General features: G+C 63.6%; 11 protein-coding genes. 1 reads left to right on the forward strand and 10 read right to left on the reverse strand.

Annotated features, from left to right (window positions below; translation table 11 throughout):
- Positions 1–128: 128 nt before the first annotated feature.
- Positions 129–1,169, forward strand: coding sequence for a LacI family DNA-binding transcriptional regulator (locus NH14_RS28025; protein WP_035533993.1), 1,041 nt, complete (start codon positions 129–131; stop codon positions 1,167–1,169).
- On the opposite strand, the gene NH14_RS28030 is transcribed toward NH14_RS28025, so the two are convergent.
- The 10 genes from NH14_RS28030 to NH14_RS28075 form a co-directional block, all read right to left on the reverse strand.
- A complete protein-coding gene (locus tag NH14_RS28030) occupies positions 1,166–2,167 on the reverse strand; it encodes a porin (protein WP_052148545.1) in 1,002 nt (333 codons plus the stop codon). The genes NH14_RS28025 and NH14_RS28030 overlap by 4 nt on opposite strands.
- A 93-nt stretch (positions 2,168–2,260) precedes the next feature.
- Positions 2,261–4,831 carry a glucose/quinate/shikimate family membrane-bound PQQ-dependent dehydrogenase gene (locus tag NH14_RS28035; protein ID WP_035533992.1) on the reverse strand — a complete coding sequence of 857 codons (2,571 nt, stop codon included), beginning with the start codon at positions 4,829–4,831 and terminating at the stop codon, positions 2,261–2,263.
- Between the two features lie 46 nt (positions 4,832–4,877).
- The gene (locus NH14_RS28040; RefSeq protein WP_035533990.1) at positions 4,878–5,975 is read right to left on the reverse strand and encodes a porin; all 1,098 of its coding nucleotides are present in this window, start codon (positions 5,973–5,975) and stop codon (positions 4,878–4,880) included.
- Between the two features lie 219 nt (positions 5,976–6,194).
- Positions 6,195–6,866 (reverse strand): trimeric intracellular cation channel family protein, encoded by a 672-nt coding sequence (locus NH14_RS28045; RefSeq protein ID WP_035534024.1) that lies wholly within the window; start codon positions 6,864–6,866, stop codon positions 6,195–6,197.
- Between the two features lie 32 nt (positions 6,867–6,898).
- A complete protein-coding gene (locus NH14_RS28050) occupies positions 6,899–8,197 on the reverse strand; it encodes a M20 family metallopeptidase (protein WP_035533988.1) in 1,299 nt (432 codons plus the stop codon).
- 24 nt (positions 8,198–8,221) lie between these two features.
- Entirely contained in the window at positions 8,222–8,674 is a 453-nt protein-coding gene (locus NH14_RS28055) for a MarR family winged helix-turn-helix transcriptional regulator (RefSeq protein WP_035533986.1), read from the reverse strand.
- A 108-nt stretch (positions 8,675–8,782) separates the two neighbouring features.
- Positions 8,783–9,559 carry a benzoate diol dehydrogenase BenD gene (gene benD / locus NH14_RS28060; protein WP_035533984.1) on the reverse strand — a complete coding sequence of 259 codons (777 nt, stop codon included), beginning with the start codon at positions 9,557–9,559 and terminating at the stop codon, positions 8,783–8,785.
- Positions 9,556–10,578, reverse strand: a complete 1,023-nt coding sequence (gene benC / locus NH14_RS28065) for a benzoate 1,2-dioxygenase electron transfer component BenC (RefSeq protein ID WP_035533982.1) — start codon at positions 10,576–10,578, stop codon at positions 9,556–9,558. Before benC ends, benD begins: the two co-directional genes overlap by 4 nt.
- Before the next feature lie 54 nt (positions 10,579–10,632).
- Entirely contained in the window at positions 10,633–11,121 is a 489-nt protein-coding gene (gene benB / locus NH14_RS28070; RefSeq protein WP_035533980.1) for a benzoate 1,2-dioxygenase small subunit, read from the reverse strand.
- On the reverse strand, positions 11,118–12,476 hold the full coding sequence (locus NH14_RS28075; RefSeq protein ID WP_035533978.1) for a Rieske 2Fe-2S domain-containing protein: 1,359 nt from the start codon (positions 12,474–12,476) through the stop codon (positions 11,118–11,120). Before NH14_RS28075 ends, benB begins: the two co-directional genes overlap by 4 nt.
- Positions 12,477–12,557: the final 81 nt, after the last annotated feature.

Raw genomic sequence — 12,557 nt, forward strand, 5'->3', positions numbered from 1 at the left:
CGCGCGCTGATCGATTCCCGGCTGGGTGTGCACGAAAATTATCAATCCCCGCGGCGGATTGCAACATTTGAGTCGCCGTCCCTGAATATGGGAAATAGCGGCTAAACGACGGCGAGAAAAGGCAGCACATGGTCACTTTGTCAGAAGTCGCGCGGCGTGCGCGCGTCACCGCCGCCACCGTCTCGAACGTGCTGCGCAATCGCGAGAAGGTTCGGCCGGAGACGGCGGAGCGCGTGCTCAAAGCCATCGCGGAACTGGGCTATCGGCCGAACCTCAACGCGCGCGCGCTCGCGCAGGGCCGCTCGTCCACGCTCGCGCTGATGCTCTCGAACATCGCCAACCCGTTTTATCCCGAGTTCGTAGTCGCGGCCGAGCGCGCCGCGCGCCAGGCCGGCTATTTCCTGATGGTCTGCAATACCGACGACGACGCGCAAATCGGGCGCGCCTACCTGAACCAGATCGCGGGCACCCTGGTGGACGGCGTGCTCGTGATGAACACCGACACGGCCATGAACGAGCTATGCATCGCCGCCATGCGCAGCGCCCCAATCCTGCTGGCGATGTGGGAGCACCCCGAGAAGCCGCCGGCCCTGCCCTGCGTGGCCGTCGACTTCGCGCAGGCCGGCGCGCTCGCGGCACAGCATCTGCTCGGGCTCGGGCATCGCAACATCGGCATGTTGATCGGCGACGGCTGCGGCGGTTTGCAGGATGCGCGCTCGAACGGTTTTCGCACCGCGCTCGCGGCGGGCGGCGTGGTGCGCGCCACGGTGGAAATGGTGGTGCGCGATTCAATCGATTCGGGATACGAAGCATGCATGACGCTGATGGCGACTCATCCCGGGCTCACGGCAATCTTCGCGACGAACGACCTGCTTGCGATTGGCGCGATCCAGGCGCTGGTCGGCATGGGGCATGCGGTGCCGGGCGATGTCTCGGTGATCGGCATCACCGACATCGCTCTCGCTCACCAGGTGCGCCCCGCGCTCACCACCGTTGCGATCCAGACCGAGGCCTCGGCGGCATTGTCGATACGCAGCCTCATTCGCCTGATCGACGAACCCTTGCAGGGGCCTTCGATGGTGATCGCGCCCGCGCCCGCGCTGATCATGCGCGACTCGACCGGGCCGCGCAGAAAGCGCAACGCGCGCGCTGCGAAGGCCGGCGCCTAGAACCGGTCGATCATCCCGAACTGCACGCCGCGCACTGTTGCGCCCGGCCACGATGGCGGGAGGCCGGCGACGCTCACGCCGCGAAGCGTCATTTCGCCTTGCCCGTGATTGCGCAGCCAGCCGGCGCTCGCGTAAAGCAATACGCGCCTGGAGACGTCGTACTCGCACGCCGCGCTGAACTGGTCGGCGTCGTTGTCGCCGCCGGAGCGGTCGCGCATATAGGTGTAGCCGAGCGAAGCGCGAAAACGCGCGCTCACCGCATAGCGCGCCGATACCGACACACCGTCGTTGTGATAGCGCGGCGTGCCGCCATCGCCGTTGAAGAACGAGATAAACCCCGTGACCGGGCCATATACATACGAAACGCCGCCGAGGTTCGCACGCAGCGCGCCATTGCCATGCGTTTGCTGGTGCGCGTATGAAATACGGAACGGGCCGTTTTGGTAGTCGAAGGTTTCGATGTTTCCCGCGATGCCGTTGCCATCGCCATCGCTCGCATTGCGCAGCGCGATCATGAGCGTCGTCGAGAAGCCGTGGAATTCGGGCGAGAGATAAGTGATGGCATTGCTCACGTACGGCGTGATCTTCGAGAGATTGTTGAGCCCCGAAGCGATGGTGCCCGCGCCGAACGCATCGAGCTCGCCCTTGAACGGGATGTAGATGGGCGAGTACTGGCGGCCCATGCGCAGCGTCCCGTATTGCGTGCCCAGGCCGATCCACGCCTGGCGGTTGAAAACCGTGTTCGGCACCGCGAATGTGCCATCGTTCGAGCCGAAGCCGTTCTCGAGGGCGAACAGAATCTGCACGCCGTTGCCGATGTCCTCGGCGCCGCGCAGGCCCATGCGCGAGCCGCGATACGCGCCCGAGTCCATGCGCGCGACCCAGCCCGCGCCGGGGTTGGTGACTTCGATGCTCGTGTCGAGCAAGCCGTAGAGCGTGACGGTGCTTTGCGCATGCGCGTCCCGTACATGCGCCGCCAGCACAAAGAGCAAGACCAGCGAGACGAACGCAACGAGCGCGCCTCGCGGCGCGCTCCGTTCGCCAAAGCGGGCGCGAAACCACGCCCGGGACCGCACACGAAGCCGCACGCGTTACTTCGGCAACGCGTAGGCGATCACATAGTCGCCGAGCTTCGTGCCGAACGAGCCGTGCCCGCCAGCCGCGATCACCACGTACTGCCGCCCGTCGACCGAATAGCTCATCGGCGTGGCCTGGCCGCCTGCCGGCAGACGGGCGCGCCAGATTTCCTTGCCGGTGTTCACGTCGAACGCGCGGATATAGTTGTCCGCCGTCGCGCCGATGAACGCCACACCGCCCGCCGTGACGATCGGGCCACCCAGCATCGGCATGCCCATCTTGAACGGCAGCGGGATCGGCGAGCTGTCACGCACCGTGCCGATGCGCTTCTTCCACACGATCTCGTTGGTCTTCAAATCGATCGCGGCCATGTAGCCCCATGCCGGCTGCTTGCACGGCAGGCCGAACGGCGAGAGGAACGGGTTGAGCGTCACGCCATAGGGCACGCCGTATTGCGGCTGGATGCCCGACTCCGTGCCGCTGCCCTTGGCGCCCGGCTCCGGCTCCATCGGGTTGCCCGGTCCGCGCGGGATCAGCCGCGAGACGAACGGCAGCGCAATCGGGTTGGCGATGGCGATCTGGCGGTCCGTATCGACGGCAATGCCGCCCCACTCGAACATCCCGAGGTTGCCCGGGAACACCAGCGTGCCTTGCAGCGAAGGCGGCGTGAAGGTGCCTTCGTAGCGCAGCTTGTGGAACATCACGCGGCATACGAGCTGATCGTACATCGTGGCGCCCCACATGTCGGCGTCGGTGAGCAGCTTCTTCGGGCGGAACGTGAGCTCGGAGAACGGTTGCGTCGGCGAGACGTGGTCGCCGGGCGCCGCGCCCTGCGGCACCGGCATTTCGGGCGCCGGCACAACGGGCTCGCCGGTGCGGCGGTCGAGCACGAACAGATTGCCCGTCTTCGCAGGGCCGTACACCACCGGCACGGTCTTGCCGTTCTTGTCGGTGATGTTGTCGAGCGTGGGCTGCGAGGGCATGTCCATGTCCCACAGGTCGTGGTGCGCGGTCTGGTAGAACCAGGCGAGCTTGCCCGTGGACGCATGCAGCGCCAGGATGCCGCTCGCGTAGCGCTCCATCAGCGGCGTGCGGTCGCCGCCCCAGATGTCCGGCGTCTTCACGCCCATCGGCAGATAGACGATGTCGAGCTTCGCGTCGTAGGCGGCGGGCGCCCACGAGTTCGGCGAATTCCACGTGTAATGCTCGCCCGGGCCTGGAATCTTGTTTGGATCCTCCGCGCCCGTGTCGAACACCCAGAGCAGTTCGCCCGTGCGCACGTCGAAGCCGCGGATCACGCCCGACGGTTCGCGGTTCGAGAAGTTGTCCTCCACCGCGCCCGTCATGACGATCACCTTGTTCGTGACGACCGGCGGCGAGGTGGGCTCGTACATGCCCGGCGTATTGACCGGCATCGCGTGCTGCAGATCGAGGTCGCCGTTGTTGGCGAAGCCCGCGCAGCGCTCGCCCGTGATCGCGTCGAGCGCGTAGAGGTGGCCGTCGTTCACGGGCAGCAGGATGCGGCGCGTGCAGGCGCCGTTTGCCGATGCGGTGGCGGATGGCGCGGCCGGAACGGCCGCGGTGGCATCACTCGCAGGCGCTGCCGCTTGACTGGCCGATGCGGCTGCGTCGCTCGCGGGCGCAGCACCCAGCGTCGACGAAGCGGCTACGGCGTCCGATGCCGCGGCTTGCGCGGACGAAGCGCCGGCTGCAACGTCGCTCGCGGCGGCCGCAGGCGTTGCGGCCGCATTCGCCGCGAGATCGATGTACGACACGCCGCGGCAGGTCACGTGCTGAAACGACGGATCGGCTTGCAGCTTCGGATCGAATGTCCACTTGAGCTCGCCCGTCTGCGCGTCGAGCGCAAAAAGCTTCTGGTGCGGCGAGCACAGATAGAGCAGATTGCCGATCTTCAGCGGCGTGACCTCATTGGTGATCTCGACCGGATCCTTCGGACCTTTCATGTCGCCCGTGCGGAAGGTCCACGCTACCTGCAGGTTCTTCACGTTTTCCGGCGTGATCTGTTGCAGCGGCGAATAGCGTGTGCCTTCCTGGGTGCGCCCGTACGCGGGCCAGTCGGAAGGATCGATGCCGTCGGGATTCGCAGCAGGTGTCGTGCCAGCCGATGCGCCGAACGTGCCGTTGATCGTCTGCGGATCGTTGAAGCACGCGTAGACCAGCACGCCCGCCCAGATCACAAGTGCGCCTGCGAGCGCGCTCACGCCAGGCTTCCTCGCGCCTTCAAGCCGCCCGCTCACGAGCAACAGCAGCCATACGCCAAAGACGACCAGCACGCCGGAGCGCGGCGCGAGCGCCCAGAAGTCGGGGCCCGACTCCCAGAGCGACCAGAGTGCCGTGCCCACCAGCACGAGCGCATAGAGCACGAGCGCGGCGGGACTGCGCCGGAACAACAGCCACGTCACGCCGAGCAGCACGACGCCGGTCACCACGTAGTACGGGGAACCGCCGAGCGAAAGCAGCCATGCGCCGCCGATCAGTAGGTAGAGCGCCGTAAGCGAAGTGAAAACTAGCGTAATGCCGCCGATAACTCCGAGCGACGTCGACGATGCAGGTTGCCTGGACATGATGTTCTCAACCTCCGTTTGAGGGCGCCGCTTTCACCGCTCCTGATCAGAACACGTGCATCATGCCGATGTACGCTCCAGTCTGCGACTCGCCGGCCATCGGGCTCGTGGGCGAGCTCGAATCGCGCGGCGTGGCGAACACCGAAAAGGTACCGTTCTTGCTGTTGTTCACGTACGCAACGGTGCCGTAAAGGAACGTGCGCGTGCTCAGGTTGTAAGTCGTCCCGAGTGCATAGAGCATGGCATGGCTCGACGGATCATGCGCGGCATCGCCACCACCCTCGCCCACGTGAATGTAGAAACCCGCCGCCGTCATGGCCCAGCGCGGCGTGGCCTGGTAAGTCGCGCCCAGCCAGTAGTGGTCGGCGCTATGCGCCACGCCCACGGGCGAGTCGGGCGCGGAATAGTGCGTGTAGGCAGCCTGAATCTTGAACTTCTGCACGCGCAGATTGCCGCCCGCGAAATACTCGCGCGAGGCGGTGAAGATGTTCGAAAGGCGGCCGTTCTGGTCGCGCAGTTCGTCATAGATGCCGCGCACGTCGAAGAGCGGCGAGTGATACGAAAGCATGATGCCGTCCGAGCGGCCGAATTCGCCCGGTGCACCGCTATTCCATGAGCCCGGCTGATTACCGAACGCATATTGCCCCTGCACGTCGAAGCCGTTCCAGACAGGGCTGTGATATTCGACATTGTTGCTGGTCTGCTGCCAGTTGCGGCCGCGCACGAGCGAAGCCGACGACACCGCCTGCTGCACGAACGGATCGAATTCCCATACGCCATCACTGTCGATGAAGAGATTACGGCCCGCCTGCAACTGGCCCCACGTCTCGTTCTTCATGCCGACATAGGCGCGGCGCGAGAACAGGCGGCCGCCGCCTGTAGTGCCGTTCATGATCTGCACGGCGGTTTCGAGGTCGAACAGCGCGCTGGTGCCGCCGCCCAGATCCTCGGTGCCCTTGAGGCCGAACATGCTGGTGCCCCAATCGCCGCCTTCCGCGCTCCAGCGGCTCGAACTGCCGCCTTTGCCGTCGGCGATATGGTTCAGGTATTCGATGCCGCCGTCGACGCGGCCGTACAGCGTCACGCTAGATTGTGCCGAGGCAGCCGTGCTGGCTGCGAGCAAGACACACGCGCCCAGTTGCATTTTTCTCATCGCAGCTCCCAGGTGGATTTCTTGCTTCGATTTTCCGTACCGCTGGGGATGCTTCACGCAGCACCGGCGGCCAGACATCGTTCGATGCACACCGGTCCAGCCGCACTGCGTCTTGAAAAATATAGCGCGTCATTGAAGCGAATGCATTTTCGCTGCGCTCCGCGATAATGCGCGGCATGGACGGCGGCGCTTCATCCGCCCTTGAACGCGCTACAGTCCGTTCTGCGGGTCGTCGGCTGGATTGGTGCGCGTACGCTTCGCGCCTTCCCGCGTATGAAACACCGGCAGGCGCCAGCCGAAGTGCAATGCCGCGAGCCGCAGCGTCACACAGGCCGCGGTCGCAACCCAAGGCGTCCAGGACGACGACCACTCGGCTACGTTGAGTCCGATCTGCAATGCTGCGCCCAGCAGTGCTGCCGACGCATAGATCTCGCGCTCCAGAATCGCGGGCACGCGCGAAAGCAGAATGTCGCGCAGCACGCCGCCGCCCACTGCGCTCACCATGCCGAGCAGGATCGCCGTCTCCGCGCTGTTGGTCCAGATCCACGCCTTCTGCGCACCCGATACCGCGAACAGTCCCAGCCCGATCGCATCGAAGAACAGCACCGGATGGCGCAGCCGCCGCACTTTCGGATAGGCGGCAATGGTGAGCGCCGCCGCGAGCAGCGACACCGCCAGATACGCCCAGTTGGACAGCCCCGCTGGCGGGATCGCGCCGATGCTCACATCGCGCACGATGCCGCCGCCGCAAGCCACCATGAAGGTAACGACGATAATGCCGAACAGATCGAGCCGCCGCTGCCGCGCGGCCACGGCGCCCGAAATCGCGAACGCGAAGGTGCCGACCAGATCGAGGACCGTGTACGCCGTATGGGCGTTCATATGCGCACCGACGTGCGCACCCAGTACTGCACTCACGCTGCCTCGCTTTCCTGTCCGGTTGTGCGTTCGCTCTGCTTCTCGCGACCGAGCCACGCGCCGGCGGCGCACAGCATCGCTTCGATCCCTGCGCGCAACGTCATGTCGATAACCGGCGCGAACAACGGCGAGTGATTGCTCGGAATCTCGTTGATCTTCTTCGCCGCTTTGGCTTTCGCGTAGATCTCGGGATCGGTGCCGCCGACGAACCAGAAGGCGTACGGCACACCCCATTCGCGGCCAAACACGCTGAAGTCCTCGCTGGCTGCCGCAGGCTGCGTTTCATAGGCGCGCTCGCCAAAGTGCGCTTCGAATGCCGTGCGCAGGCGCGCGGTCGTGGCGTCGTCGTTCACGGTGAGCGGGAGGCTCGAGATCGTGGTGAATTCGGGCTCGCGCGGTGCGTTCGACGCCGCGCATTCCGCACAGCAAATGCGCCGGATCGCGCCGAGCATGTACTCGCGCACGTCCTCGTCGTACGTGCGCACATTGAGCTTGAGCGTGGCATCGTCGGGAATGATGTTTTCCTTCGTGCCCGCCTGCAATGAACCGACCGTGAGCACAGCGCGATCGCTCGGCGCAATCTCGCGCGAAACAATGGTCTGCAGGCGCAACGTGGTGGACGCCGCCATGATCACGGGATCGATCGACGTCTGCGGCTGCGAACCATGCGAGCCGCGGCCGAAGAGTTTCACCTTGATGCTGTCGCCGGCCGAGAGGATCGTGCCGCTGCGATACCCGACCGTGCCTGCGGAGCCCACCATCACGTGCTGACCGAGGATGACGTCGGGCTTCGGAAAGCGCGCGATCATGCCGTCGTCGACCATGCTGCGCGCGCCGCGCCCCACTTCCTCGCCGGGCTGGAACACGGCCATGAGCGTGCCGCGCCAGGCGTCGCGATGCTCCGCCATCAGACGCGCGGCGCCCAGCAGCCAGGTCACGTGCATGTCGTGGCCGCAAGCGTGCGCGACACCCACCTGCATGCCGTCCTCGTCCTTCACGGTGACCTTGCTCGCATAGGGCAAACCCGTGGACTCGGTCACGGGTAGCGCGTCCATGTCGGCGCGCAGCATCACCACCGGCCCCGCGCCGTTGCGCAGCAGCGCCACCACGCCGGTCACGCCAACTTCGCGCGCGACTTCGAAGCCGAGCTTCTCCACATAATCGGCCACGATTTGCGCAGTGCGGAATTCCTGCATCGAGAGTTCGGGGTGCGCGTGCAGATCCTTGTAGATCGATTCAAGTTCGGGCAAAAGCGCGTCGATGGCGGGTGAGAACGATGAAGCCAGATTGGGCATGAGTCACTCCTTGTTGGCAGCTTGTCAGGTTGCGCCGGTGGCGCTCCCCAGCAAACTACCCGAAAGTTTTTCCAGCAGGCGGTCAAGCGTCTTGCGCTCGCCAAGCGCGAGGGCGGCCGAGAGTTCGGCTTCGAGCGCGGCGCCAGCCTTCGCCGATGCCCGCGCCACCTTCACGCCTTCGGGCGTGCCGCTCAGTGCGACGCTGCGACGGTCCTGAGCATGCGTGTCGCGAACGATCAGGCCGCGCGCTTGCAGTTCAGCCAACGTTTTGGAGAGCAGGGTTTTTTCGATCAGGGCGCGCTGCGAGACGGCTTTGGGCGTGATGCCAGCCTCGGCGCAAACGAGCCGCAGCACGCGCAGCGCGCGCACGTCGAGGCCCCAGCGCTCGCGGTAGACGGCGTTGGCGCGCTCGCTCAGGAGCGCGCTCGCGAGATCGAGCCTGAAGGTGAGAAAACCGGAATAGAGTCCTGTGGACAAGCGCGTACTCCCATGGCGTCACCGGCAAGACGGCGACGCATGGGAGTATAGTTATTTAGTTGAAAATTTCAACTAGTGTCGTGTAAATGACGCTCGGACACTCGTGGGTCAGCCGTTGTCTCCGCCCGCGACCGGCAACACGGCTCCTGTGATATAGCTGGCCTCGTCCGATGCCAGAAAGAGAATCGGCGCGATCTGCTCGTCGAGCGTGCCGTAGCGCTTGAAGAACGTCGATTCGGTCACCTGCTGCACCGCTTCGTTCATCCACATCTGTTCCTGCTCGGTGTCGCCGGCCGCATTGCGCGGAACCCGGCGCGGCGGCGCACTGGTGCCGCCCGGCGCGCTCGCGACCACTCGGATATTGTGCCAGGCATATTCCATCGCGAGCGATTGCGTGAGCGCATTGACACCGCCCTTCGCAGCCGAGTACGGCACGCGACGAATACCGCGCGTCGCGTTCGACGAAACGTTGACGATGGTGCCGCCGCCACGTGCAAGCATATGCGGCAGCACCGCGTGACACGTATACAGCGTGGGCATCAGCGAGCGGCGAATTTCCGCGTCGATCTGTGCCGGTTCGAATTCGGCGAACGGACGCATGCGAATCGCACCGCCCACGCAATTGATAAGAATGTCGATGCGACCGAATTTCTGGGCGGCAAACTCCATCGCCGCTTGCGCACCCGCGTACGTCTCCAGATCGGCGACGAATCCTGCAGTCTCGGCGCCCTTGGCTTCCGCTGCGACTTCCGAAACAAAATCGGCCCGATCGACAAAAATTACCTTGCCACCCTCGGCAGCCGCACGCAGCGCCACGCCCCGCCCGATGCCCTGCGCGGCGCCGGTGACGACGATGACCTTATCTGTGAATCGTTGCATGTTCATGCCGCCTTCGCCGATGCGTTGGGTGTGAACTTCTCGTAGTGGAAGCTGTTTGGCTTCACGCCCTCGTCGTCGAAATACTTGCGCACGGCGTCGACCATCGGCGGCGGCCCGCACAGGTACACGTCCACATCGCCGTCGTTCAGCGCATCGGCCGGAATGTGCTGTGTGACCCAGCCCTTGCGCGGATGATTCGACTCCGCTTCGGCCACGACCGTCGCATAGCTGAAATTCGGCAGCTTCGCCACATACGCCTCGATCTCTTCCACCTGCACCAGATCGAGATCGCGCGTGACGCCGTAAATCAGATGCACCTTCTGTTGCGGGTTCGTGCGCGCCAGCACTTCGAGCATCGAGAGGAACGGCGCGAGGCCCGTGCCGCCGGCAAGGAACAGCAACGGACGCTGCAAGTCACGCAGATAAAAACTGCCGAGTGGCCCATGCAACTCCAGCTTTTCGCCAGGCTGTGCCGATTCCAGCCACGTGCTCATCACGCCGCCGGGAATCTTCTTGATGAGGAAGCTGATTTTCGCTTCGCCCGGCGCCGATGAAAACGAATACGAGCGATGCTGCCCGCTGCCGGGAACGTCGATGTTCACGTATTGTCCTGGCAGGAACACCGGAGCATTCGCGTCCACATTCATTTCGAGCACGACGGCTGCATCGTTGTGCTGCTCGACCTTCGATACCGTTGCAGCGAATTTGGCGTGCCCCGTCTTGCACGCGGACGACGAAGTGGGAACCGCAATCACGCAATCGCTTTGCGGCACCATCTGGCAGGTCAGCACGAGACCGCCGTTCTTTTCGTCCTCGGTCAGCGCGTCTTCGATGTAATCGTCGCCGAGATCGTAGCTGCCGCTCTCCGCGCGGCACTTGCAGGTACCGCAAACGCCATCGGAACAATCCATCGGGAGATTGATCTTCGCGCGAAAGGCAGCGTCGAGCACCTTCTCACCCGCCTTGCAGTCGATGAAACGGGTAACGCCGTCCTCGAAATTCAGTGCAACCTTGAAACTGGACATGGGAACCTCCTCCACTGCCTCTGATACCTGTCTCTGATGACCCGGAATCCGACATCAAACGTGGTAGATGTCGAGAACCTGCCGGATATAGTCGTTTTTCAACACGATCTTCTTGTATGCGATCAGCAAGTCGTCGCCAGCTTTTCGCAAGGTCACGAACATCGTGCCGAAATATTGGTCATTCACCTTGTAGCGGTGGCTCAGCGTGTGAAAGTTGTAGCGCACGTCCACTTCGTTTTCGCGTTCGGCCAGCACTTCAACGTTCGTGACGTTGTGAGTCGTGCGCGGTTCGGGCGTCGAAGCGCCGCTGCGCTCGGTCTTGATACGAAACACGCGATCCTCGAGTCCGCCCTTATCGGGGTAATACATCAGCGAGATCTGGCTTTCGTGGTCGTCGGTCAACTGGTCGTCGTCGTCCCATGCGGGCATCCAGTACGTGACGTCGTCCGCATAGCAGGCGAGCCATTCGTCCCACTGGCGGTCGTCCAGGAGCCGCGCTTCACGGTAGAGCGCGGCGCAAATTTTCCGGTAATCGAAGCTCATGCCTGCGCCCCTTGCTGTTCCTTTTTCAGCGCGTCACGCATCACGCGCACCCAGTATTCGTGCTGACACACGAACAAGCCCTCGTCTTCGCTGCGCTCGCCCGAAATGAGCGGCTTCAGTCCCATCTTGCTGGCGTTCTCGTCCGGGCCTTCGACCCACAGCGGCGCACCGCGCGAGAGGTCGTTCCACATCGCCGTAATGCCCGCGTAACCGTTCTGGCACGCGCGGAACTCTTCCAGATCGTCGGCGGTCCCCATGCCGGAGACGTTGAAGAAGTCTTCGTACTGGCGAATGCGCGTCGCGCGGTCGGCGGCGCTCTCGCCCTTCGGCGCGAAGCAGAAAATGGAGACTTCGGTTTTATCCACACTGATCGGACGCACGACACGAATTTGCGTGCTGAACTGATCCATCAGGAACACATTCGGATACAGGCAGAGATTGCGCGTCTGATTGACGATGAAGTCCGCCTTCACCTCGCCCACGCGTGCCTTGATTTCGTCTCGCTGCCGATAAACCGGCCGCACTTCGGGGTTCATCGTTTGCGTCCACAACAGGATGTGCCCGTAGTCGAAGCCATAGACGCCGGCCACGGATTTGCTCCAGCTATTCGCATCCACGGCCTGGGTGCCGTCTTCCTTGCGGCGTCCCATCGTGGCCGCGTAGTTCCAATGAACGGTGCTGACGTGATAACCGTCGCAGCCGTTCTCCATCTGCATCTTCCAGTTGCCCTCGTAGATGTACGAGGAATTGCCGCGCAGCACTTCGAGACCTTCCGGCGCCTGGTCGACAATCTGGTCGATGATCACGCGGGCTTCACCAAGGTAGTCTTCGAGCGGCACGGCATCTGCATTGAGACTGCCGAACAGGAAGCCACGGTAGTTCTGGAAGCGCGCAACCTTCTTCAGATCGTGCGAGCCGTGCGTATTGAATTGCACGGGATATTCGGTGGTCTTTTCGTCCTTGACCTTCAACAGCTTGCCGGTATTGGAAAAAGTCCAGCCGTGGAACGGGCAAGTGAAGCTGCCCTTGTTGCCATGCTTGCGCCGGCACAGCATCGCACCCTTGTGCGCGCAGGCATTGATGACAGCATTGAGCTCGCCGGTCTTGTCGCGCGTGATGACCACGGGCTGGCGGCCAATCCACGTGGTGTAGTAATCGTTGTTGTTCGGAATCTGGCTTTCGTGCGCGAGGTACACCCAATTGCTCTCGAAGATGTGTTTCATCTCCAACTCGAACAAATCGGCGTTGGTGAAAATATCTCGGCGGCAACGGAATATACCGGCCTCTTTGTCGTCCTGCACCGCGGTAGCGAGCAGATGATCCAGTTCGTTGGCTTTGTCGATAATGGCGGACATGGTTCCTCTCCGTGAACGCGAACTGGCCCCTGCACAGCACTCGCGCATCGGTATCGAATGATTCTTGCGGGATTCCGCTAT

It is taken from the genome of Paraburkholderia sacchari (assembly GCF_000785435.2).
Taxonomy (GTDB): domain Bacteria; phylum Pseudomonadota; class Gammaproteobacteria; order Burkholderiales; family Burkholderiaceae; genus Paraburkholderia; species Paraburkholderia sacchari.

What these genes read in the sequence shown, in the direction of transcription:
- NH14_RS28025 (WP_035533993.1), top strand. Translation starts at nt 129, where the DNA reads ATGGTCACTTTGTCAGAAGTCGCGCGGCGTGCGCGCGTCACCGCCGCC.
- NH14_RS28035 (WP_035533992.1), bottom strand. Translation starts at nt 4,831, where the DNA reads ATGTCCAGGCAACCTGCATCGTCGACGTCGCTCGGAGTTATCGGCGGC.
- NH14_RS28040 (WP_035533990.1), bottom strand. Translation starts at nt 5,975, where the DNA reads ATGCAACTGGGCGCGTGTGTCTTGCTCGCAGCCAGCACGGCTGCCTCG.
- NH14_RS28045 (WP_035534024.1), bottom strand. Translation starts at nt 6,866, where the DNA reads ATGAACGCCCATACGGCGTACACGGTCCTCGATCTGGTCGGCACCTTC.
- NH14_RS28050 (WP_035533988.1), bottom strand. Translation starts at nt 8,197, where the DNA reads ATGCCCAATCTGGCTTCATCGTTCTCACCCGCCATCGACGCGCTTTTG.
- benD (WP_035533984.1), bottom strand. Translation starts at nt 9,559, where the DNA reads ATGAACATGCAACGATTCACAGATAAGGTCATCGTCGTCACCGGCGCC.
- benC (WP_035533982.1), bottom strand. Translation starts at nt 10,578, where the DNA reads ATGTCCAGTTTCAAGGTTGCACTGAATTTCGAGGACGGCGTTACCCGT.
- benB (WP_035533980.1), bottom strand. Translation starts at nt 11,121, where the DNA reads ATGAGCTTCGATTACCGGAAAATTTGCGCCGCGCTCTACCGTGAAGCG.
- NH14_RS28075 (WP_035533978.1), bottom strand. Translation starts at nt 12,476, where the DNA reads ATGTCCGCCATTATCGACAAAGCCAACGAACTGGATCATCTGCTCGCT.